Annotated in this window: 13 protein-coding genes; 8 read left to right on the top strand and 5 right to left on the bottom strand. The window is 68.2% G+C overall.

Annotation, left to right across the window (positions count from 1 at the left end):
- Nucleotides 1–22 precede the first annotated feature (22 nt).
- The 3 genes from cobO to Pka01_RS21955 form a co-directional block, all read right to left on the bottom strand.
- The gene (gene cobO / locus Pka01_RS21965; protein WP_203884711.1) at nucleotides 23–625 is read right to left on the bottom strand and encodes a cob(I)yrinic acid a,c-diamide adenosyltransferase; all 603 of its coding nucleotides are present in this window, start codon (nucleotides 623–625) and stop codon (nucleotides 23–25) included.
- A 1-nt stretch (nucleotide 626) separates the two neighbouring features.
- Nucleotides 627–2,978 (bottom strand): VWA domain-containing protein, encoded by a 2,352-nt coding sequence (locus Pka01_RS21960; protein ID WP_203884710.1) that lies wholly within the window; start codon nucleotides 2,976–2,978, stop codon nucleotides 627–629.
- A 436-nt stretch (nucleotides 2,979–3,414) separates the two neighbouring features.
- Nucleotides 3,415–5,733 (bottom strand): HNH endonuclease signature motif containing protein, encoded by a 2,319-nt coding sequence (locus tag Pka01_RS21955; RefSeq protein ID WP_203884709.1) that lies wholly within the window; start codon nucleotides 5,731–5,733, stop codon nucleotides 3,415–3,417.
- Between the two features lie 835 nt (nucleotides 5,734–6,568).
- On the opposite strand from Pka01_RS21955, the gene Pka01_RS21950 reads away from it, so the two are divergent.
- The gene (locus Pka01_RS21950) at nucleotides 6,569–6,913 is read left to right on the top strand and encodes an STAS domain-containing protein (protein ID WP_203884708.1); all 345 of its coding nucleotides are present in this window, start codon (nucleotides 6,569–6,571) and stop codon (nucleotides 6,911–6,913) included.
- Nucleotides 6,914–7,318: 405 nt separating this feature from the next.
- On the opposite strand, the gene Pka01_RS21945 is transcribed toward Pka01_RS21950, so the two are convergent.
- Nucleotides 7,319–10,441 carry a fascin domain-containing protein gene (locus tag Pka01_RS21945; protein ID WP_203884707.1) on the bottom strand — a complete coding sequence of 1,041 codons (3,123 nt, stop codon included), beginning with the start codon at nucleotides 10,439–10,441 and terminating at the stop codon, nucleotides 7,319–7,321.
- Between the two features lie 541 nt (nucleotides 10,442–10,982).
- Here Pka01_RS21945 and Pka01_RS21940 point away from each other — a divergent pair.
- The 4 genes from Pka01_RS21940 to Pka01_RS21925 all read left to right on the top strand — a co-directional run bounded on the left by Pka01_RS21940 (nucleotide 10,983) and on the right by Pka01_RS21925 (nucleotide 15,708).
- A complete protein-coding gene (locus Pka01_RS21940; RefSeq protein ID WP_203884706.1) occupies nucleotides 10,983–11,528 on the top strand; it encodes a MaoC family dehydratase in 546 nt (181 codons plus the stop codon).
- A complete protein-coding gene (locus Pka01_RS21935) occupies nucleotides 11,525–12,295 on the top strand; it encodes an HpcH/HpaI aldolase/citrate lyase family protein (protein WP_203884705.1) in 771 nt (256 codons plus the stop codon). Before Pka01_RS21940 ends, Pka01_RS21935 begins: the two co-directional genes overlap by 4 nt.
- Nucleotides 12,292–13,107, top strand: a complete 816-nt coding sequence (locus Pka01_RS21930) for an acetyl-CoA hydrolase/transferase family protein (RefSeq protein ID WP_203884704.1) — start codon at nucleotides 12,292–12,294, stop codon at nucleotides 13,105–13,107. Before Pka01_RS21935 ends, Pka01_RS21930 begins: the two co-directional genes overlap by 4 nt.
- A gap of 324 nt (nucleotides 13,108–13,431) precedes the next feature.
- Nucleotides 13,432–15,708, top strand: coding sequence for an RICIN domain-containing protein (locus Pka01_RS21925; protein ID WP_203884703.1), 2,277 nt, complete (start codon nucleotides 13,432–13,434; stop codon nucleotides 15,706–15,708).
- 103 nt (nucleotides 15,709–15,811) lie between these two features.
- Here Pka01_RS21925 and Pka01_RS21920 read toward each other — a convergent pair whose 3' ends face one another.
- Entirely contained in the window at nucleotides 15,812–16,807 is a 996-nt protein-coding gene (locus tag Pka01_RS21920) for a sensor histidine kinase (protein WP_203884702.1), read from the bottom strand.
- A gap of 158 nt (nucleotides 16,808–16,965) precedes the next feature.
- On the opposite strand from Pka01_RS21920, the gene Pka01_RS21915 reads away from it, so the two are divergent.
- From Pka01_RS21915 to Pka01_RS21905, 3 genes are read left to right on the top strand one after another with little or no spacing between them, the layout of a single operon-like run.
- A complete protein-coding gene (locus Pka01_RS21915; protein WP_203884701.1) occupies nucleotides 16,966–17,832 on the top strand; it encodes a helix-turn-helix transcriptional regulator in 867 nt (288 codons plus the stop codon).
- A 21-nt stretch (nucleotides 17,833–17,853) separates the two neighbouring features.
- The gene (locus Pka01_RS21910; protein ID WP_203884700.1) at nucleotides 17,854–18,780 is read left to right on the top strand and encodes a helix-turn-helix transcriptional regulator; all 927 of its coding nucleotides are present in this window, start codon (nucleotides 17,854–17,856) and stop codon (nucleotides 18,778–18,780) included.
- A gap of 24 nt (nucleotides 18,781–18,804) precedes the next feature.
- Complete coding sequence (locus Pka01_RS21905; protein WP_203884699.1) at nucleotides 18,805–20,592, top strand: bifunctional metallophosphatase/5'-nucleotidase; 1,788 nt, start codon at nucleotides 18,805–18,807, stop codon at nucleotides 20,590–20,592.
- Nucleotides 20,593–20,623: the final 31 nt, after the last annotated feature.

Genomic DNA, 20,623 nt, shown 5'->3' with positions numbered 1-20,623 from the left:
GGCCCTGGCAGTCACTGCCTGCCTACCATTCGATGCCCTTCTGGCCCTTCTGGCCGGCGTCCATCGGGTGGCGGACCTTGCCCATCTCGGTCACCAGGTCGGCCGCCTCGATGAGCCCGTCCGGGGCGTCCCTGCCGGTGATGACGACGTGCTGGCTGCCCGGCCTGGCGGCGAGCGTCTCCAGCACGTCGTCCAGGTCGAGCCAGCCCCACTTGAGGGGATAGGTGAACTCGTCGAGCACGTAGAACCGGTAGGTCTCCGCGGCGAGGTCACGCTTGATCTGTTCCCAGCCCTCGCGGGCGTCGGCGGCGTGATCCTCCTCGCTGCCGGGACGCTGGATCCACGACCAGCCCTCGCCCATCTTGTGCCAGGTCACCGGGCCGCCTTCGCCGGACGCGCCCAGCACCGTGAGCGCGCGCTCCTCGCCGATACGCCACTTGGCCGACTTCACGAACTGGAACACGCCGATCGGCCACCCCTGGTTCCAGGCGCGCAGGGCCATGCCGAACGCCGCCGTCGACTTGCCCTTGCCGGGACCGGTGTGGACCATCAGCAGCGGCCGGGTGCGCCGCTGCCGTGTGGTGAGGCCGTCGTCGGGGACGCTGGCCGGCTTGCCCTGCGGCATCTCAGATCGCCTTCCTGTAGTCACGCCCGTCGGCGGTCCGATCACTGACCCTGCCGCCGGTCCTGCCGCCGGTCCTGGCGGCGGCTCCGGTGGCGGTCCTGCCTCCGGTCCTCGCGCCGGCTCCTGTGTCGGGCCGGCCGCCGGGCTTGTTGTCGCGGTTATCGGGCCGGTGGTCGCGGCCGCCGGGCCGGATGTCGCGGTTGTCTCGCTTGTCACCCCGGTACTCGCGCACCAGGGCGCCGAGGTCCGCCATCGAGTCGAGAGGGACGGTCTGGGCTCGCATCTGGAACGCGAGCCGCCTCGCCAGGCCGAGCCGTACGGGACCGGTCTCGCAGTCGACGACCACGCTCGCCACCCCCTTGAGCAGCCCGGCGGCCCGTTCGACGTCGCCACCGGACGTGGCGCGCCCGTCGGTCACCACAATCAGCAGCGGCCTGCGCGAGGCGTCGCGCAGCCGCTCGACCCGCAGGACCTCGGCCGCCCGTGTCAGTCCCTCGGCCAGCGGCGTACGCCCGCCGGTAGGAAGCGAGCGGAGCCGCGCCGCGCCCGCCTCCACCGACGAGGTCGGCGGCAGGGCCAGGTGGGCGGCGGACCCGCGGAACGTCACGAGCCCGACCTTGTCGCGCCGCTGGTAGGCGTCGAGCAGCAGGCTCAGCACCGCCGTCTTGACCGCCGTCATCCGCTTGCGCGCCGCCATGGATCCACTGGCATCGACGACGAACAGCACGAGGTTGCCCTCTCTGCCCTCACGTACGGCTTCGCGCAGGTCGCCGTCGCGAATCACGAGCCCGGGCCCGGTCCTGCCGCGCTCTCGCTGGTACGGCGCGGCGGCGAGCAACGTGCCCGTCAGATGAACCGAACTCAGCCGGCCCCCGGGTGCGCGGGAGCCCGTGGTGCGGCCGTGCGGTGTGCGCGCCCGCGACCGTCTCCCCGACGCACCGTCTCCGATGCCCGGCACCTTCATGATCGGCACCTTGTACGGCCTGCCCGCCACGGCGATCTGCCCCACGCCACCGTCCTGATCGGAAGGTGAGGCGTCCCGGGACTCCTTGTCGTCGCCGGCTTCGCCGTCCCGAGCGTTGGACGCCTGGTCCTCTCGGGCTTTGCGCGCCTGGTCCTCTCGGGTCGCGTCATCCTCGGCCCCGTCGGCGCGCGATTCGTCGCGTGGCCTGTCGCCAGTGTCCCCGCCGTCCTGCGGGTTCTTCGTCTCGCCCGCCTGGTCGGCCGTCGCCGAGCGATCGTCGGGCGTGGTCTGGTCGCCCGCATCCGGAGCGCCATCGGGGCCGTCGTCGTCGCCGGGAGAGCGCCCACCCCCATCGGGGTCGTCGGGATCGTCGTCCTCCGCCGACTGGGCCAGCAGTTCTTCCAGGAGCGACTCGTCCAGCCCCGGCGCGTCGAAGGGGTCGCGGCGACGGCGATGCGGCAGCGACAGCCGGGCGGCGGCGCGGACGTCCTCCGTCGTGACCACGTCACGACCCTGCCAGGCGGCGTGCGCGATGGCGGCGTTGGCCGTGACGAGGTCGGCCCGGAGGCCGTCGACCTCGAATCCCGCGCAAACGGTGGCGATCTGCCGCAGCCGGGCGTCGGGCAGTCGCACCCTTCCCAGCCGCATCCTCGCCTCGGCGATCCTGCTCGCCAGCGCCGCCTCCTCGGCGGTCCAGCGCGCGGCGAATCCTTCGGGGTCGGCGTCGTAGGAGAGGCGTCGCCGTACCACCTCTGCCCGTTCCCGAGGATCGCGCGAGGCCTTCACCTCGACGGTCAGCCCGAACCGGTCGAGAAGTTGCGGCCGCAGCTCCCCCTCCTCCGGATTCATGGTGCCCACCAGCAGGAACCTGGCCGCATGCCGTACCGAAACGGACTCACGCTCGACGTAGCAGGTCCCCAGCGCCGCGGCGTCGAGCAGCAGGTCGACCAGATGGTCGTGAAGGAGGTTGACCTCGTCCACGTAGAGCACGCCCCTGTGGGCGGCGGCGAGCAGGCCGGGCTCGAAGGCCTTCACTCCTTCGGTCAGCGCTCGTTCCAGGTCGAGCGAGCCGACGAGCCGATCTTCTGAGGCGCCGACCGGAAGCTCCACCAGCGCCGCGGGGCGGTGCGCCGACGCGCTTCCCGGCTCGTGCGGGCCGTCCGGGCACTGCGGATCAGGCGCGGCCGGATCGCAGGAGAAACGGCATCCGCCGACCACCGCGACTCCCGGCAGTTGCGCGGCCAGTGCACGGACGATGGTCGACTTGGCGGTGCCCTTCTCTCCGCGAACGAGCACACCGCCCACCCGGGGGGATACGGCGTTGAGCACCAGCGCCAGTTTCAAGTCGTCGAGGCCGACGACCGCGCTGAACGGGTAGGTGACGATCAAGGAGTTGCCCTCCGGTTGACCTGGCGATCCGCGAGGGAGCGGACCTTGTCAGCTCGGGAGACTCGTCAGCTCGGGAGAACGGCACGGTGACTCACGGCAAATCCTCCTCAGGGATGACGCGTCCCACGACATGAGGCCGCGGCAGCCAAGCGACCTGGCTCCCGGGATCGATGTCCCGGATACAGTGGCGCGTCCGCACCGGCATCTCACCGGATTTCCCCTGGACAACCGCAAAACCTACCGGAACGTACCGTTTCCTCCCGATCGCGTCAACCATGTGAGGATCTCCTCACACGGTGTGCCGCACACGGTGTGCCACATCGGCGGCCGGACATCGCATCTGGTTCCGGTGGCGGCGCTCGGCCACCACCGTGCACGAACCGTCGGCACAACCAGCACCACCTCCAGGTCGGCGCGAAATCGGAACAACGCACGCTCAGAACGGCGGCGCGTCCCACAACAAGGAGGCCGCCCCGCCCTCAGGCGCCTCGTTCCAGCTGATGCTTCGCTCACCGACTCGCTTATCGTCTTGCCCCTCGGAGACGGGATCGGCCTCGGGACGACTCGGGCACGCTTCCGGCTTCCGTTCGGCTGCCATGATCGGGGCTTCGTCATCGCCCATGACCTCCATCGGTGTGTCAGGCCAGTCGCGAGGCTCGGGCCGGGGCAACGCGGACATGATCGGCGGTAGCCGTGAGGGGTAGTCATGGCCGAGGGGGCTGGTCCAGACGACGAGTCCAGGTTCGGGCATGGTGACGAGCCAGCGGCCCTGGTGCTTGGCCCGATGGTCGTGCCGGCAGGCCAGGTGCAGATTGTCTTCGTCACTGGCTCCCCCAGCCGCCCACTCGATGACGTGATCCTGGTCGGTCTTGGTCGCGGGCACGCGGCAGCCCGGCCGGGAACAGACCCGTCCGCGAATTTGGAGGTATCGCCGCAAGGTCGCGTCCGCCTGCCTCCGATCCCTGCCAGACGGCGGGTCTCCCCGCACGAGCCCTCGTTCCTGTCCTCTGCCTCGCCCACGTGATCGAGTGTCGTCGTCTATCGCGTTCGACTCGGCGCTCTGCCGGGCGAGATCGACGAGGACGCCGGCCCATGCGCCGAACTCCGTTGCACGCCGAACCAGGTCGTCCAGTGTCTGCTGAGTGATCTGCAGTTCCACGATTCCGCCACGCCGACTGTCGCGCGTCGGACGTGCGCGCATGGCGACTGGTCGGTGACGAGTCAGCCCAGCGAGTGAGAGTCGTCCGTCGTCGGAGCAGATCGCGAACCGCCACTCCCCTGCTGCCATTCCGGCCACGATGCGGCGCGCCAGGCCCGCATGGACAAGCCCCCATCCAGGCAATTCGGCCGGATGCTCGTCCAGCCCGAGAAGAGTCGTCAGTTCAACCCGCACCTCACCGACCGCCCACCCCTTCGCCGTGGTCCTGCCGCCGGGTGGGTGGCCGTCGTCACGGTCCGCGCCGTGAATCGCATCAAGAGCTGGATCCGCTTGTTGGTGGGGATGTGGTCGCTCGTTCCGCTCCACCGACTCCGGATCGGATCGGCTCGCCGATGCTGGGTACGGCCCGCAGCCCGGCGGGCTGCTCGGCGCGATGCCGCCTCCGCAGGTCCCGACGCCGCCGTCGTTGTCGTCGTTGTCGTTGTCGTTGTCGTCACTATCGGCGCCGTCGAATCGTGGACCTATTTCATCGGAACCATCCTCATCGGCAGGGTCGGATCCGGCTACGCCGACGACGTCTTCCTCCGAATCCCGCTCCGCGCGCCTCTGAGGTGCCACCTCTGCATGGTTCGAGGGCCGACTCTCGCTCCGCCTCTCGGGACCGATGTCGTCTCCGGCGTCGTGCCCGGCGTCGTGCCCGGCGTCGTGCCCGGTGGTGGGACTGGCCGGTTCGGCTCCGCCTCGCTTGGCGCGCCTTGCTCCGCGTCGTGCTCCGGCGGTGCGCGCATGATTCGCGTTTCCAGCCGAGCGTGGAATATCCGGGTCCGGGGCGACGGGAGGGGGCGGGTCGACGAACGGATGGGCCAGCACATGAGCGACCACCTGCTCGTCGGTCAACCCTTCGAACGACCCGTCCAGCGATCCCAGGAACAGGTCGACCCGAATGTGATCAATGGGCCGATCGTCGCCCGCACGCTTGCAGGCGCGTGCCAACTCGTCGATTCGCTCGCACCCGGCCGCCGCCCTGTCCATGGGGAGGTCCAGCCCCGACACCGTCGCGGTTCCGTCCTCCTGCCGAACGCCGATCACTCGGCGACGCCGCACCGCCTCCCGATATCGCTTCTCGGCCCACTGCGGATCGATCGCCAGCACGAGTCGCTGAATCTGCTCGACCAGCTCTCCGACCGTCCATCCAGGCGCCTGGGGCAGCAGGAGTTCGCAGACTCGAGCCGCCTGTTCGCCGGTCAGACCGGCCGTCCAGCGGACGAACGCCTCTGCCCGCGGCTCATCAAGCCGCCCGGCCAGCATCTCCTCCCCCAGCAGGGGCAACCGGCGATGCACGTCCCACGCCCGCTCGAACGTCGCGTCCGACCGCCGCCGCGACCAGACCAGGGCCGCCCGAACCTCATCGGGACCGAACTCGTCCGGCACCTGCAACCGGCGCACCGCACCACCAGACAACGGCTCCCTCAGGCCCACCTCCAGCACCGCCTGAAGGAAACGCGCCCGCTCGTGACACAACTGCCGATACGCCGCTTTCACCACCTCGACGGCATCGAACCCCGACACCTGGGCGACGTCGATCTTCGTCAACATCGCGCTCAACTCGGCACCGGCCGGCGTCTCGGCCAGGCCTTCCGGGAGCGGAATGGGACGCGTGCCGTCACCGCCGCCCAGCCCCGGACACGCCGACGACAGCCAACCTGATCCGGCAGATGCGTCAGAAGTACATGGTGAAGATGGGGCGCCGGATGACGAGGGCGCAGAAGTAGACGGGTGCGAAGTCGGCGGGTGCGAAGCAGACGGGCGCGAAGCAGACGGGGGCAAAGCAGACGGGTGCGAAGCAGACGGGCGCGAAGCAGACGGGGGCAAAGCAGACGGGTGCGAAGTCGGCGGGTGCGAAGCAGCCGAAACCAAAGCCTCTGGCGAGGACGAGGGCAAGGGCAAGGGCTCCGACGAGGGCGGAGAGGAGATGGGCACCGCGGCAAGCGAGGCAGAAGGCTGCGCACACCCTTGGGACCAGCCGTACACGGGGAGCCTCCCTCGCCGGAGATGAAACGACGGACTGCGACTTCCCGGCCGCCCGGACCGGGACCTTCTCTGCAGGCATCGACGACTTCATCACGCGGCGTACGGCACAGCGGCCCGCCAACAAAGCTCATCTGTAACGACTGGCTCAACCATATATCGAACACACGATCGATGCAAGTGGTCACACTGCGCAATCACAGCCGCCCAACCCCCCTGTAGCCACGCGTCCGCAGCGAGTCGATCAGCACCACGTCCCCCGTTTGGGGACCTCGAATCGAATCCCAGGTATGCCAGACCTAGGCTGCTGTTTCATAGGGTCACCATTTGAGGGACATCGCCCGAGGGACACCAACCCGGGGACAAGGGACACCATCTTCGCGACGCGACGGAGGTGAGCCGAGTGAACGACTTCCGCGTCTCGACCGAGCTTCACCCGCCCTTCACCATCATCAATGTGAGCGGCGAGCTCGACATAGCAACAGAACCGGAGCTGCGCAGACGGGTCGAAACGATCCTCGACCATCCGACGGCGCGGCTGCTCTTCGACCTCAGCGACGTGGAGTTCCTCGACAGTACGGGGCTTCAAATCATCTTTGACACCTATGTCCGTCTTGGCCGGGGACACCGTGTGGCGGTCTGCGGCCTGTCTCCACGGATCAAGAAGGTCTTCGACGCCCTCGGTCTTTCTGAAGAGATCACCATTTATGCCGACTGTTCGGACGCGCTGCTGCACCCGGACGCCTAGACGCGCCGCGTCCAAACGCCCGACCCACCACGTCCACCCGACCCACCATGTCCACCCGACCCACCACGCCCGACCCACCACGTCCCAAGGCATGGCGCGTTGTCCTGGACGTCCGACTCCCATGAAGCCCCGGCTCGGGTACGGCAGGTCTCGCGCCTTCGAGATGTGGTCCCCCGAAAACCGGACGGCCGGTGATCCCGGCCCGAAGGCCCGAATCACCGGCCGCCCCTAAACACTGGCCGCCCCTAAACACCGGCGCCGCTAAACACCGGCGCCGCTAAACACCGGCGCCGCTAAACACCGGCGCCGCTAAACACCGGGCCGCCCAGAATCACCGGCGCCCCGAATCGCCCGCCGGCCACCGCAGCGTCGGCCCGGACCGCCCGGACCCGGCCTGAAGCGGATTCAGTTGGTGATCAGGTCGAACGACTCCCAGGGGCCGACGGCATCACGGTTGGCGATCAACGGCTGTGCGCCGCCACCTTCCGCGCAGACGAGCTTGTTGTTCACCGTCGCCCTGAGGCTGACCGACCCGTCCGAGTTGTTGATCAGCTGGAACGTCTCCCACGATCCCGCCGACGGCCGGTTGGCGATCAGCGCGGCGGCTCCGGCGTTCTCAGCGGTCACGAACTGGTTGTTGCTCCTGGCCCGCAGGGCGATGTTGCCGTTGCCGAGGTTGACCCGTTCGAACTGCTCGCTCGTCCCGATGGCCGTCTGGTTCGCGATCAGCGGCGAACCGCTGGGCGCGGTGACGTACAGGTTGTTGGCCCGGGAGCGCAGGCTGACCGTCCCGGCACCCGAGGAGCCGCTGGTGACGCGCACGGCGTCGACCATGCCGACCGCCGTCGATTTGTTGACGATCTTCAGGGTGTGCTGGCCGTTGGACAGCCCGGTCTTGCTGAACACGACCTGCTGGACCTGTCGGCCGCCGGACACGTTGAGGTTGACGTTGGTCTGGAGGACGTTGTCGATGTAGACGTCGACGTTGCCCATGTCGCCGTTGCGCTCGGACAGGTAGTCGATGCCGGTCCCGGTGAAGGTGTACGTGGCGGTCGCGCCGACGGTGTTGGTGTGGTGGGTGTCGTCGTTGTAGTCGCCGTAACCCCGGGACGTGGTCTGGTACCAGTTCGAGTCGTACGTCAGCTCGGTGTCGTTGATCAGCGAGTTCGCCGTCTGGGCCGCGGTGCCGAGGGCGGACGCGGTGCCGCTCAGGGTCTTGACACCCTGGTTGGCCGTGCCGGTCAGCGTGGTCGAGGTGTACGAGCTGAGCGGCTTGGCCGTGCGCTCCACGACATAGACCGTGTTCGCCGCGGTCGGGAAGGTGACCTCGCCACTCGAACTGGTCGTGATGATCGCGTTGTCGGACGTCCTGCGGACCCGGACCTGCTGGGTGCCCCAGGGGTTGACGACCGTCGCCTGCTTGCCGTACTGGCTCTTGAGCCCGACGTACTTGATCTCGCCGGCCTCGCGCTCGGAGCTGACGAGGAAGCCGTCCTTGGCCAGGAGGGTGAACTTCCCGACGAACGACGAGTCGGACGGCACGGCGGGGAACACGCGGATCTTGTCGTTGTAGCTCTGCAGCAGCGTCTCGTTCAGAGCCGTCAGGTGCACACCCAGGTACTCGAAGACGCCGTTGGTGTTGTTGGTCATGCCGTTCGGGTAGTTCTGGTACTTCTGCAGCATCGTCTTCATGCCGTTGTACGCCTGGTCGCCGAGGCCCAGCCGGGCGGCCTGGACGGCGTCGTTGGCCCACACGTTGCCGTACGGGAACGGCCGCTGGTTCCACGTGTTCACCGCGGTCTGGTAGTCGGAATAGCCGATGCCGGTCAGGTCGTACGGCCAGATCAGCTCGGACGAGACGTTCTCGCCGTTGCGGGTCTGCGAGATCGGCGGCTGGTGCGGCTGGTAGGCGCCGTTCGACACGACGTACGGCGTGAGGTGGTCGAGCACGTTCTGCCAGGTCGACCGGAGCCCCGCGTCGACGCCGAGCTGCTGGCTGACCTGGATGGTCAGCGGGAAGATGCTGCGCACGGCGGCCAGGTCGGTGATCGCGTTCTTGACGTTCCAGTACGTCTCGTGCGAGTTGGAGTTGGCCATGTAGTACGTGTTGGTCGCGCTGTCGTAGGACAACATGGCCGAGTAGAACTTCGCGGTCTCCCGCATGAACGGGTAGGCGACGTTCTGCAGATAGGTGGCGTCGTTGGTGTAGCGGTACCGCATGTACATGCTGTAGGCGGCCTCGTAGCCGGTCGACAGGATGTTCTTGGTGTAGTCGCTGCCGGTCGTGCCGCGCGCGTTGCCGTCCCAGCCCATGGTCTCCGGCACCCACAGCCCGTCCACGCCGTACCGCGTCTGCGTGTACGACTTCAGCGCGTTGTAGTTACGGCTGTAGAGGTTGTTGTGCCGGTCGATCAGGTCCGGATGGTTGGAGGCCAGGAAGGACAGATAGACGTCGCGCTGGTTCCAGTACCAGTACGCGTTGCTCCACTTGCTCTGGTCCTGAGTCGCACGGAAGACGCCGTTGATGAAGTGCGCCGGATAGTTGCCGAAGCCCGCCGCGGCGATCATGTACGTGCTCAGGTAGTAGACGTTCTCCAGGTAGTCGGCGTCCTTTGAGCCGTTGGAGTACTGGACGAACGACTTGTTCCAGAACGAGTGCCAGAAGTTCTTGTAGTTGTTGAACGTCGTGGCGTAGCCGGTCGCCTTGACCGAGGAGAGTTGGTTGCGCGCCTGCGTCACCGAGTCGCGGTTGGGAGCGTTGATCCTGCTCGCCGCCGTGAGCCAGATCGTGTAGCTGGAGGTCGGCGTGATGTTCAGCCGCACCTTCCGCCCGTCCACGACCTGCGTGGTGAAGTTCGCGCCCTCCACGGTGGCCGCCATCGTGTACCCGAAACCGTTGGCATCGGTCTGGCCGCGGCTGAAGCCGGCGACGTTGGCGTCGGAGAACGTCGAGATGGTCTTCCACGTGTTCAGGTCGGGCACGTCGGCCATGTTGGTGACGGTCGCCGGGTCCCACATGCTCAGGTCGAACGCCACGCTCGAGACGCCGCCGCGGCTGTCGTCCACGTGGATGCCCATGACCTCGGAGTTGGGCGATCCCATGATCGTGACCGTGCGGTTGGAGTCGTACTTGGTGGTCAGGGTTCCGTCATAGAGCGAGAGCCGCTGCTGGTAGGTCGAGTAGCCGGTGTCCATGCCCGGGATCGTGTACAGGTTCGCCGACCCGGCCGCATACGCCGACTGCTCGGACAGGTCGACGCCCGACACCTGCATCGTCAGCCCGTTCTGGTTCCACACCATGGCGCCCGTACGGCCGTTGCCCACGGTCAGGCCGTACAACGGGTTGGTGTTGGGCCGGTTGTAGACGATGTCGTGCTTGGACAGGTAGCTCGCGTAGTCGACCTTGAGCGTCCCCGCCGTCTGGTCGAATGCCGAGTCGGTGGTCGAGGCCTGCGCCGGCGCGGCCAGGCCACCCGCCGCGAGGGAACCGGCGAGAAGTAATAAGGAAAGGGAACGCAGCAACCTCATCTACATGATCTCCCTTACTCGCTGCTGCTGTGACGCCACCTGGGCAGCGGCCTCGCCTGGCCGCACCTCGATCGATCGCACGCCTCACCCACGCCGAGATCACCAAGATCACCAGGGGTGCGGAGGACGCGAAACTGGCAGGGGGACGGCTCCGCCTCCGCCACCGGTGATCGGCGACCGGTGGCGGCGGTTTCACCGCCCCCCTGCGCAGCGAAGACCGGTGCGATCCGGCACGGACACGAGGTCCGGACCAGTCGCACCCATCACAGCTGCAGACTGTTACGCGTAGTTAACATTGGATGTCTGAGGGCGTCAAGAGATGTTCAGACGCCCAATTGACCAGCCGAAATCGGGCATTTGTTGGGCTACGGCCAGCTATCTGGGCGGATTTCGTCCAGAGGCAGCAAGCAGTTATGAACACTGGTCAAAAAATACATCCGATGTATCGACAGAAGAGTCGGCGGTAACCCGGCGCGAACCACCCGAAACACGTGCGCGGAGACTGGAAGAGAGGAACGCCGCCGAGGGAAGGGCACACGACATGGCCACCGAAGCCACGGAGAAGGTCTCGTGGTCGGGCAGGTACTTCGAGGACTTCGCGGTCGGGGACGTCTACCGGCACCCGCTGGGGCGCACGATCACCGCCACCGACAACGTGTGGACGACGCTCCTGACCCAGAACACGATGCCGGTCCACTTCGACGCCCACTACGCCGCGCAGACCGAGTTCGGCCGGAGGCTGGTGGACTCGACGTTCACCCTGGCACTGGTCACCGGCCAGAGCGTGACAGACGTGTCGCAGCACGTCATGGCCAACCTCGGCTGGGACAAGGTGCGGCTGCCGCATCCGGTGTTCGAGGGCGACACGATCTATTCACAGTCGGAGGTGCTCAGGCTCCGCGCGTCGGGGTCGCGCCCGAGCGTGGGGATCGTGACCGTCCGCACCGTCGGGTTCAACCAGCGCGGTGAGATCGTCATCGTCTTCGACCGGACGATGATGGTCTACCGGCGCGGCCACGGCCCCGACGTGACGGCCGTGCGCCCCGTCTGGGACGAGCGGGCGCGCCGGGCGGTGGATCGATCATGAGAGTGCGTTCCTGGCTGTTCACGCCCGGCGACCGGCCGGACCGGTTCGCCAAGGCCGCGGCGAGCGGCGCGGACGTCGGCATCCTCGATCTCGAGGACGCCGTCGCCCCGCAGAACAAGGAGGCGGCCCGGGCCGCCGTCGCGGACGCGCTGGGCTGGCACGGGGCCTACGTGCGGGTCAACGGCGTGGACACCGTGTGGCACGACGACGACATGGCCGCGATCACCGGCCGTCCCGGCCTGCTGGGGGTGTTCCTGCCCAAGGCGGAGAGCCCGGAGGACCTGGACGGGCTCGGCGTCCCCGCGGTCGCGCTCGTCGAGACGGCTCTCGGGCTCGAGAACGCCGCGCTCATCGCCGCGCATCCCGACACCGTACGGCTGGCCTTCGGCAACGTCGACTTCTCCCTCGACATCGGGGCCACGGACGACGACCTGCTGTACGCACGCTCCCGCCTGGTGGTCGTCTCCCGGGCCCACGAGCTCGCACCGCCCCTCGACGGGGTGACCACCGACCTGTCCGATCCGGCGCTGACGGCCTCCGACGCGCGGCGGGCCCGGCGGCTCGGCTTCGCCGGCAAGCTGTGCGTGCACCCGCGCCAGGTCGAACCGGTCAACCAGGCGTTCTCCATAACCGACGCCGAGCTCGACTGGGCACGCCGGGTGGTCGAGGCCGCCGCGGGCGGCGGGGCCGTACGCGTCGACGGCCAGATGATCGACGCACCGCGGCTGGAGCTCGCCCACCGCCTGCTCGCCGAGGAGGGGCCGTGAACGCCGCCGCCGACGTGCTCGGCCACATCCCGCCCGGCGCGGACGTGATCGTGCCCATCGGGCTCGGCGAGCCGGTCACGCTGCTCGACACCCTGGAAGCGAACGCCGACCGGCTCGACGGTGTGCGGATCCACCGGATGGACCCCTACCGGGAGCGGGCCTACATCCGCGGGGAGTTCGGCGATCATCTGCGTCACGTCGACTACTTCCTCGGCCCGGGTTCCCGCCGGGCGTACTGGGCGGGCCAGGTCGAGCTGGTCCCCACGCACTTCAGCGAGGCGGCCCTGCTGATGCGGCGCTCGACCAGGTGCACGATCGCACTGGCCATGGTCAGCCCGCCGGACAGGAACGGGTACGTCAGCCTGGGCACCAGCGCCGACTACACGGCCTCGTTCATCGGCGAGATCCCGTTCTTCGTCGAGATCAACCCGAACATGCCGCACACCCTGGGCGAGAACCGGCTCCACGTCAGCCAGTTGGCCGGGTGGTGCTCCTCCGACCTGCCGCTGCTCGAGGTGCCGCCCGCCACACCGGACGAGCGCGATCTCGTGATCGCGCGCCACATCGCCGGGCGGATCCCCGACGGGGCCTGCCTCCAGGTCGGGGTCGGGCGGATACCCAACGCGCTGCTGTCCGCGCTCGAGGACCACCACGACCTGGGCGTGCACACCGAGGCGTTGTCCGAGGGGATCATGGATCTCATCGAGAAGGGCGCGGTCAACGGCACGCGCAAGCGGCGACATCGCAACGAGCACGTCGCCACGTTCTGCGTCGGCACGCGGCGGCTGTTCGACTGGCTCGACCACAACTGACACCGGAAATCCCCGTCGTGATCGCCAGCCGGACACCGGAACCGCTTGTCACAGGGACTTGACAGACCTATTGACAAAGAAACTTTACAGTAATACGTTTCCCGGCGGCGGCCTGGCCACAAGCCGGGCGCCGCCGTCTCCGCCCGCCCGGACGGCGCACCCGGGCGGTGATTCGCCTGCCTTTCAGAGGGCTTCACGACTCAAGAAGGCTTCACCGACCGCACCCGTCCCCGGGCGTCTCCTGCCGTCCCGCGGACGGGCGAAGCACGACGTCCGCCATGTGCGCACCGGACTGCGGGGCGTACCGCGGCAAGAGGAGATCCTTTGACTCTGGGACGCGACGACACCGGCCTCATCCCTCCCCCTCCCCGGCGGCGCCGGCTCTTCATCCCGGCCCTGGCGGCTCTGGCCGCCTCCGCCCTGACACTCGCGGCGGCCCCGAGCGCGGGGGCGGCGACCGGCACGGCGACCGCTGCCGCCGCCGCGAAGGCGGCCGCCCCGCCGTCCGGCTTCACAACGGTTGTCAACATCGGCAGCGGCAAGTGCGTGGACGCGCGGGCCGCCGCGACCGCCAACGGCACGGCCGTCCAGCAGTACGCCTGCAACGGCACCGGCGCCCAGCTGTGGCAGTTCCAGGCGACGAGCGGCGGCTACTACCGCGTCAACGTGAGCGTCAACACCGCCCAGTCGTGGGACGTCAAGGACGTCTCCGCCGCCGACAACGCCCCCATCCAGCTGTGGAGCTACTCGGGCGGCAACAACCAGCAGTGGCTGCCCGTCGAGGAGGCCGGCGGCTCCTACCACTTCGTCAACCGATTCAGCGGCAAGTGCCTGGACGTGCCCGCCGCCTCCACCGCGGACAGCGTCCAGCTCGGGCAGTACACCTGCAACGGGACGGCGGCGCAGAGTTTCACCATGGGCACCCCCTCGACTCCCCCACCACCCCCCGGCACCCCCGACCTCGGGCCGAACGTCTTCGTCTTCGACCCTTCGATGCCCGCCTCGACCATCCAGAGCAGGCTCAACTCCGTGTTCGGCCAGCAGCAGTCCAACCAGTTCGGCGACAACCGCTACGCGCTGCTGTTCCGGCCCGGCTCGTACAACGTCGACGTGAACGTGGGCTTCTACACCCAGGTCCTCGGTCTCGGCATGTCCCCCGACAACGTGACCATCAACGGAGGCGTGCACGTCGAGGCCGACTGGTTCCAGGGCAACGCGACCCAGAACTTCTGGCGCGGCGCCGAGAACCTCTCGGTGAACCCCCCGTCCGGCACCGACAGGTGGGCCGTCTCACAGGCGGCGCCGTACCGGCGGATGCACGTGCGGGGCAACCTCAGGCTCGACGACGGAGGCTGGTCGAGCGGCGGCTGGATCTCCGACTCGAAGATCGACGGTCAGGTCAACTCCGGCAGCCAGCAGCAGTGGCTGACGCGCAACTCCCAGATCGGCAGCTGGGCCGGCGAGAACTGGAACATCGTGTTCGCCGGCGTGACCGGCGCGCCCGCGACCACCTTCCCCAACCCGTCCTACACCACGGTCGGCACGACGCCGGTGGTGCGGGAGAAGCCGTTCCTCTACGTCGACCAGGCGGGCGCCTACCAGGTCTTCGTGCCCGCGCTGCGGTCCAACGCCCAGGGCGCGACCTGGACCTCGGGGACGTCCGCGGGCTCCTCGATCCCAATCGACCAGTTCTTCATCGCCAAGCCCGGCAACTCGGCCGCCGAGATCAACGCCGCGCTCGCCCAGGGCAAGAACCTGCTGTTCACCCCGGGCATCTACCACCTCACCGACACGATCAGAGTGACCCGGGCGAACACGGTGGTGCTCGGTCTCGGACTGGCCACGCTCCAGGCCGACAACGGCGTCATGGCCATGTCGGTCGCGGACGTCGACGGGGTGAAGGTCGCCGGCATCCTCATCGAGGCGGGCACGACCAACTCGCCGCTGCTGATGCAGGTCGGCCCGGCCGGTTCGACGCAGAGCCACGCGGCCAACCCGACGTCGCTGCACGACGTGTTCTTCCGGATCGGCGGCCCCATCGCGGGCAAGGCCACCCAGAGCCTCGTGATCAACAGCCGCGACGTGATCGGCGACCACATGTGGCTGTGGCGGGCCGACCACTCGGACACCTCGCACCCCGGCACGGTCGGCTGGACGGTCAACCCCGCCGACACCGGGCTGGTCGTCAACGGCGACAACGTCACGATGTACGGCCTGTTCGTCGAGCACTACCAGAAGTACCAGGTGATCTGGAACGGCAACGGCGGCAGGACGTACTTCTTCCAGAACGAGCTTCCCTACGACCCGCCCAACCAGTCGGCCTGGATGAACGGCTCCACCCAGGGCTGGGCGGCCTACAAGGTGGGCAACTCGGTCACCGGCCACGAGGCCTGGGGGCTCGGCAGCTACGCCTACTTCAACGTGAACCCCAGCGTGGTCGAGGCCCGTTCCTTCGAGGTACCGAACACGCCCAACGTGAAGTTCCACAGCTTGATCACCGTCTCGCTCGGCGGCACGGGAACGATCAGCCGCATCATCAACAACACCGGTGCCGCGGCCAACTCGTCGCATCTCGAGTCCCCGTTGGTCGACTTCCCGTAAGGGAGGTCGCAAGCTCATGGCGAAGCCCGCGCCGCTCATGCGGCGCGGGCTTCCGCTGTAGCAGGCCGCGGCCCTCGCCGGGCGGCGCGGGGCGCCTGCGCTGTCAGCGCGGGAGGGGCCGGGTGGGAGAACGGCGGATTCCCCCCGCGAAGTGCCGGCGGACGGTCATGCGTTCACGTGTGTGACGCACCGGCAGCGCGCACCTGTATCCCCATCGACTCCGGACCCGGGCGCCGAGGAGATCCTCGATGCCGCGCTCCAGGCGGTTCGCGGGTTCGCTCTCAGACAACGCGCTGATCCACTGCTGCGGCGGGGTCGCGAGCCGGGTCGCCTCCGGGCATGCGGAGCGCTGCTCCTCCGCGGCGGGCCCGGCCGCGGGGAGCCGGGCGACGAAGCGGGCGCCGTCCTGAGCGGTGCCGTCCAGCCCCAAGGTCCCCCCGTGCGCCCTGACGATCTCCCTGGCGATCGACAGACCCAGCCCTGCCCCGCCCTTGCGGCGGTCCCGGGCGGCGTCGAGCCGGGCGAACGGTTCGAAGATCCGTTCCCGGTCCGCGGCGTCCACGCCCTGGCCGTCGTCGGTGACGGACAGCTCGGCCGCCTGGCCGTCCCACCGCACCTGGATGCGGATCGAGCTTCTGGCGTGGCGGTAGGCGTTGTCCAGCAGGATCGCCACCACTCGCCGGACCTGGAAGCGGTCGGCGTCGACGACGACCCCGGCGTCGCCCAGCGTCTCGAGGAGCACGGGCGTCCCATAGCGGTTGCCGTACCTCGAGACCTCGAGGCCGACCAGGTGGGCCAGATCGAAACGCTGACGGTCGATGGGTGCGGCGGACTGGGCCCGCGCGAGCGTCAGCAGATCGGTCACGATCGTCTGCAGGCGGTCGACGTTCCCCAGCGCGCGATCAAGGAGTTCGCACAGGTCGGTCTGATCCGGGTGAAGCCGGGCCTCTTCCAGTTCGACGCGCAGCGCCGCGACCGGCGTGCACAACTCGTGTGCGGCGTCGGAGGCGAACCGGCACTGCAACTCGGTCGGCGACGACTCCCGAGGTGTGTCGACGGCCGCGGTCTCACGGTCGGACGGTGGGATCGAGCCGGTCATCGGTAATTCCTTCCTTGATCGGGATGGTCGGCCATTCGCCACTTTCCAGAAAACCACTCTCGGACGGCACATGGTGGCGCTGAACAGGCCCTGTCCAGACACGGACCAGCAGGGCCACCCTGAGCCCCGAACAGTGATATAGGGCACATAATGGACAAATGGACCGCCTCGTGAAGCTGGGGGACTTCCTCCGCTCACGCCGAGCCCGCCTCCAGCCCGTCGAGGGGGAAACGGCGGCTCAGGGACGTCGGCGCGTCCCCGGACTGCGGCGTGAGGAACTGGCACGGCTCGCCGGCGTCAGCGTCGAGTACTACACCCGGCTGGAACAGGGCCGCAGCAAGAACGCCTCTGCCACGGTGCTCGACGCCATCGCCCGCGCGCTCCGGCTCAACGAGACCGAGCGCGATCACCTGTTCGCGCTGGCCAGCCCCATTCTTCACCCCGTCCGTGATCATCCGGGATCCAGGCAGCAGGTGCCGCCCGCCACCTACGAACTACTGGACACCCTGGAGCACGCCGGGGTCCCCGCGTGCGTGCTCAGCCGGTGCCTGGACGTCCTGATCGCCAACCGGCCGTACCGGGCCCTGCTGATGTGGTCGGACGACAGACCGGTCCGGGACAGAAACCTGGCGAGGTTCTGCTTCCTGGACCCGAGCGCACGCGAGTTGTACAGCGACTGGGAACACGTGGCGGCCGACCTCACCGCGGTGCTCCGCTTCGCCCTCGGCAGGCATCCCGGCGAACCGAAACTCAACGAGCTGATCGAGGAACTGCTCGGCGACGAGGAATTCAGGCGGGTCTGGGCCGCGCACCACGTCCACGAACGGACGTCGGGAAGGAAGGGCTTCCACCATCCGATCGTCGGGGACATGTCTGTGACCTACCAGTTCCTGCGGCTCCCCGAGGAGTCCGAGCAGTTCCTGTGCGTCTGCACGGCCACCAGGGGGTCTCCGTCCGCCTCCGCTTTGGACCTGCTCGTCAAGTGGGCGATGTCCGGCTACCCCCCTCACAACGACCAAAAGTGACGTAAAGCACATACTGGACGCATGGACCGCCTCGTGAAGCTGGGGGACTTTCTCCGCTCACGCCGGGCCCGCGTCGATCCGAAGAGCGTCGGGCTGGCCGTTCGGGGACACAGGCGCGTCCCCGGGCTGCGGCGCGAGGAACTCGCCCAACTCGCCGGCGTCAGCGTCGACTACTACACCCGGCTGGAACAGGGCCGCAGCAAGAACGCCTCTCCCGTGGTGCTCGACGCCATCGCCCGCGCACTCCAACTCGGCGAGACCGAGCGCGAACACCTGTTCGATCTCGCCAACCCGATCTGCGTCCCGAGCCGCTGCGGGACGCTTCCCCCTCAACGCGTGCGCCAGGAGACCCACATCCTGCTCGGCACCCTGGAGCACGCCGACATCCCGGCGGCCGTGATCGGCCTTCGTACGGACATCCTGGCCGCCAATCTGATGTTCCGTGCCTTGATGGTGGGCTTCGAGACCATGTCGGCGCGCGAACGCAACCTGGCCAGATTCGTCTTCCTGGATCCGGCGTCCAGGGAGCTCCACCTCGACTGGGAGATCGTGGCGGCCGACGCCACCGCCATGCTGCGCTTCTCCATCGGCAGGTATCCGCACGACCCGGGGCTCCATGATCTGACCAGGGAACTCTGCCTGCACAGCGAGGACTTCCGGCGAATCTGGGACGAACACCACGTGCTCGAGCGCATCTCAGGGACCAAGCGCTACCGGCACCCGGCCGTCGGCGAATTCACGCTCGGATACCAGGCGCTCACCCTCCCCGGGGACGCCGACCAGATGTTGCTGATCTACACCGACGATCCCGACTCGCCGTCCGGGAACGCCCTCCAACTCCTCGCCAAGTGGGCGAGGTCCAGTGAGTACGAAGCCGGGAGCTCCCAGCCCGATCGCTCTGACATGAGAGCTCCATGTCCGGTTAAGAATTCTGTGACGCCGCGGTGACATCCCGTCGTTAGCGTCACAGGAATGTCCTCCAAGATCGGCAAGGTCCCGGCCGTCATCGCCGCCACCGTTACGGCGATCGGTCTCCTGGCCCCCAGCGCCCCCGCCACCGCGTCTTCCGGCCACTCATCCTCCGGCCACTCGGTGAAGGTCACCGTCATGGCCAGCTCCGACATCCACGGAAACGCCGTCAACTGGGATTACTTCAAGAACGCCGAGTACGACGACAGCGCGCACAACGACGTCGGCCTGGCGAAGGTCTCCACCCTGGTCAAGCAGATCCGCGCCGACCGCGGCGCCGACCACACGTTGTTGTTCGACTCCGGCGACACCATCCAGGGCACCCCGCTCGACTACTACTACGCGAAGGTCGAGCCGGTCACCGAGACCGGCAGGACCCACCCGATGGCCAAGGCGATGAACGCCATCGGATACGACGCGGTCACGCTGGGCAACCACGAGTTCAACTACGGCCTGCCCCTGCTGGCCAAGTGGATCGACCAGATGAAGGCCCCCGTACTCGGGGCCAACGCGGTGTCGGCCAGGACGGGCCTCCCGGCGTACCAGCCCTTCATCATCAAGACGATGAAGGTCAAGGGCGAAAAGCCGATCAAGGTCGGCGTCCTCGGGCTCACCAACCCGGGCATCGCGATCTGGGACAAGGGCAACGTCGAGGGCAAGCTGAAGTTCCTCGACCTGGTCGCGACCGCGAAGAAGTGGGTGCCGGTCATCCGCGGCCTCGGCGCCGACGTGGTGCTCGTCACCGCTCACGCCGGCGACAACGGCATGTCGTCCTACGGCTCCGACCTCCCGGTGGAGAACGCCTCGGCCATGGTCGCCGAGCAGGTGCCGGGAATCGACGCCGTCCTGTTCGGGCACGCCCACAACGACGTGCCGCAGCGGTTCGTGACCAACAAGGCCACCGGGCAGCAGGTGCTGCTGACCGAGCCGGGCCGGTGGGGCCAGCGCCTGTCGGTGGTCGACTTCACCCTCACCAAGCAGCGCGGCAAATGGGCCGTCTCGGGCAAGTCGTCCACCACGTTGAACACCAACACGGTCCCCGAGGACCCCAAGATCGTCGCGCTCATGAAGGACCAGCACGACAAGACCGTGGCGTACGTCAACCAGGTGATCGCCCAGTCGAAGGAGCAGCTGTCCGCCGCGGAGTCTCCGTACAAGGACACCCCGATCCTCGACTACATCCAGAAGGTCCAGACCGACCTGGTCGGCAAGGCCGTCGCGGGCACGCCCGACGCGTCCCTGCCGGTGTTGTCGATCGCCGCTCCGTTCAGCCGCAGCGCGGTCTTCCCCGCGGGTCCGGTGAGCGTGCGCGACATGGCCGGCCTGTACGTCTACGACAACACCCTGCTGGGGATCAAGCTGACCGGCGCCCAGGTCAAGGACTACCTGGAGTACTCCGCCAGGTACTTCAACCAGGTCGCCCCGGGTGCGCCGATCGACCTCAGTACCCTCACCAACGCCGGCGGCACCCCTGATTACAACTACGACCAGTTGTCCGGGGTGACGTACGACATCGACATCTCCAAGCCGGTGGGCGAGCGCATCGTCGGCCTGTCCTACCAGGGGCAGCCGGTCGCCGCCGACCAGCAGTTCGTGGTCGCGATCAACAACTACCGGCAGTCGGGCGGCGGCGGCTTCCCGGGAGTGACGACGGCTCCCGTGGTCTACAACGCCCAGGTGGAGATCCGTCAGGCGCTGATCGAGTACGCCACGGCGTCCGGCACCATCGACCCCGCCACCTTCGCTGAACCCAACTGGAAGCTCGTGCGCGAGGGCGTTCCGGTCTTCTGAGCCACACCCCGTAGGAGGACCCGGCGTGAAT

The sequence above is a fragment of the Planotetraspora kaengkrachanensis genome (assembly GCF_016862895.1).
Taxonomy (GTDB): Bacteria; Actinomycetota; Actinomycetes; order Streptosporangiales; family Streptosporangiaceae; genus Planotetraspora; species Planotetraspora kaengkrachanensis.
This window is presented reverse-complemented; position numbering and strand designations above follow the sequence as displayed.

Excerpts from the sequence above, each read along its gene's own strand:
- cobO (WP_203884711.1), bottom strand. The coding sequence starts at position 625 with ATGCCGCAGGGCAAGCCGGCCAGCGTCCCCGACGACGGCCTCACCACA.
- Pka01_RS21955 (WP_203884709.1), bottom strand. The coding sequence starts at position 5,733 with ATGTTGACGAAGATCGACGTCGCCCAGGTGTCGGGGTTCGATGCCGTC.
- Pka01_RS21945 (WP_203884707.1), bottom strand. The coding sequence starts at position 10,441 with ATGAGGTTGCTGCGTTCCCTTTCCTTATTACTTCTCGCCGGTTCCCTC.
- Pka01_RS21940 (WP_203884706.1), top strand. The coding sequence starts at position 10,983 with ATGGCCACCGAAGCCACGGAGAAGGTCTCGTGGTCGGGCAGGTACTTC.
- Pka01_RS21935 (WP_203884705.1), top strand. The coding sequence starts at position 11,525 with ATGAGAGTGCGTTCCTGGCTGTTCACGCCCGGCGACCGGCCGGACCGG.
- Pka01_RS21920 (WP_203884702.1), bottom strand. The coding sequence starts at position 16,807 with ATGACCGGCTCGATCCCACCGTCCGACCGTGAGACCGCGGCCGTCGAC.
- Pka01_RS21915 (WP_203884701.1), top strand. The coding sequence starts at position 16,966 with ATGGACCGCCTCGTGAAGCTGGGGGACTTCCTCCGCTCACGCCGAGCC.
- Pka01_RS21910 (WP_203884700.1), top strand. The coding sequence starts at position 17,854 with ATGGACCGCCTCGTGAAGCTGGGGGACTTTCTCCGCTCACGCCGGGCC.
- Pka01_RS21905 (WP_203884699.1), top strand. The coding sequence starts at position 18,805 with ATGTCCTCCAAGATCGGCAAGGTCCCGGCCGTCATCGCCGCCACCGTT.